General features: G+C 59.7%; 1 protein-coding gene and 1 pseudogene. One reads left to right on the top strand and one right to left on the bottom strand.

Going from position 1 to position 1,757, the window contains the following annotated elements; translation table 11 throughout:
* Positions 1-212 precede the first annotated feature (212 nt).
* Positions 213-689, top strand: a pseudogene (locus GWC77_RS27585) (hypothetical protein); the annotation flags it as partial.
* A gap of 78 nt (positions 690-767) precedes the next feature.
* Here the strand turns inward: GWC77_RS27585 and GWC77_RS27590 are convergent.
* A partial coding sequence (locus GWC77_RS27590) for a cation diffusion facilitator family transporter (RefSeq protein WP_302181392.1) occupies positions 768-1,757 on the bottom strand: 990 nt, incomplete at its 5' end.

Raw genomic sequence — 1,757 nt, forward strand, 5'->3', positions numbered from 1 at the left:
AAAGGCCAAATGAAGGGTGACCACGCCACTCGAACGGTCGCCGCGCAGTTCTATTCGCTGCTTATCTAAGGACTCCTAAGCGAATCGCCGCTTGCTCGTCATGGCTCCGTTATCGCGACACAACCGCCGCTCGCCCTCGGCACGCTAGGGAAACAGCGGACTCAAGTTTACGCGCTTTGTTCCATGAACAAGCTAACTGGCGCGGGCAGCATATATCGAGGGGGAGAAGTCTTCTACTGAATCTGATCCCGGCATTCGCTCCGCCTACCTGGATGGCGATGTCATGGGTTGGGTTCAATCTAACTGACGGAAGTCCACTGGTTTTTGCCATCGTGGCGGCAGCCGCCGCCACAACGGGCCGCGTCATCCTGGCTACGTTCGCGAGATCACTCCTTCGATCCCGCTGGATGCGCGAATCCGATCGCGAGAATATCGACATCGCCGCGCACTGGCTCCGCAAATACAAGACGCTGACGATCGGTGCGTTCTTTTTCTACGCGTTGAGCCCGCTTCCGTCGAACTATCTTTTCATCGCGTATGGGCTTTCAGGGTTGCCGCTCCATCTCGGCCGCTTTGCATCGATCCCGCTGGACCCCGAGTCTGAGCTCGGAGGGACTTACCTCGGCGGGTACTTCGTCGTCACGCAACTGGCGCTGCTTGGCTTGATCTTCGTATTGGTGAAGCTCGATTGACGCACGCTCGTCGACGAGCATCGGTTGACGTGTCTACGCGGCCATCATCCACCCAACGTTGGGTGAGACGAGCACCTATGTCCACCGGCCTCGAATCTCAGGCGCGAGTTCGGTGACGCTTTGCCGCTTTCGGGGATCGACGTGTGTCATCACATTCAGGACGCGGTGGTGCCTCATCACACGAGCTCGCGCGTCGACAGCGATGTCGTGCCCCTGAGCAACCGTGAGAGCGGCGTCGATGTCGAGGTGCACGTCGACAAGGATCAAATCGCCGGTCTTTCGCGTACGCAGATCATGTACGTCAAGCACGCCCGGAGTCATGCGCAACGTGGTGAGGATTGCTTGCACATCTTCGGCGACCGCGGATCGGTCCATCAAATCGTGTAGCGCGTCCCAGCCGAAAGTGGCACCCATTTTTACGATCATCCCGCCGACGATCAGTGCGGCAATCGGATCGAGAAGCGGATAGCCCAGCAGGTTGCCGATAATGCCGAACGCAACCACGAGCGAGGAGGCGGCGTCCGAACGCGCGTGCCACGCGTTTGCGACCAGCATGCTCGATCTCACCCGGGTCGCCACCGCCAGCATGTAGCGGAACAAGCCTTCCTTCGCGGCAAGCGCAATGATCGCCACCCATAGCGCGGCAATGTGAACGCGCTGGATCGCTTCGGGATGCTCGAGCTTCTGGATTGCCGACCAGAGCATTCCGCCCCCCACCAGTAACAGGATCAATGCGATTGCGAGCGACGCGCCCGTTTCGAAGCGCTGATGTCCGTATGGGTGGCTTGCGTCGACGGGCTTCTTGCTGTGGTGGCTCGCCACCAGCACGAGGAAATCCGCGATCAAATCCGACAATGAATGGATACCGTCCGCCACGAGGCCTTGCGATCGGGACAGGATGCCGATCGCCATCTGTCCCACGCTGAGCACGAGATTCACCGCGACGTAATCGGTAATTGACCGACGTCGTTGCGATCTCAGGCGATCTGATGCAGTGGCGAGCGCAGCGGGTTGTCGGCGAAGAGCGATTTCCAGATTCGCGGCGTGAGTTCGTGCACGCGCGAA

Origin of the sequence: Paraburkholderia sp. NMBU_R16, from assembly GCF_013282575.1 — a bacterium.
In the GTDB taxonomy this organism is placed as follows: Bacteria; Pseudomonadota; Gammaproteobacteria; order Burkholderiales; family Burkholderiaceae; genus Trinickia.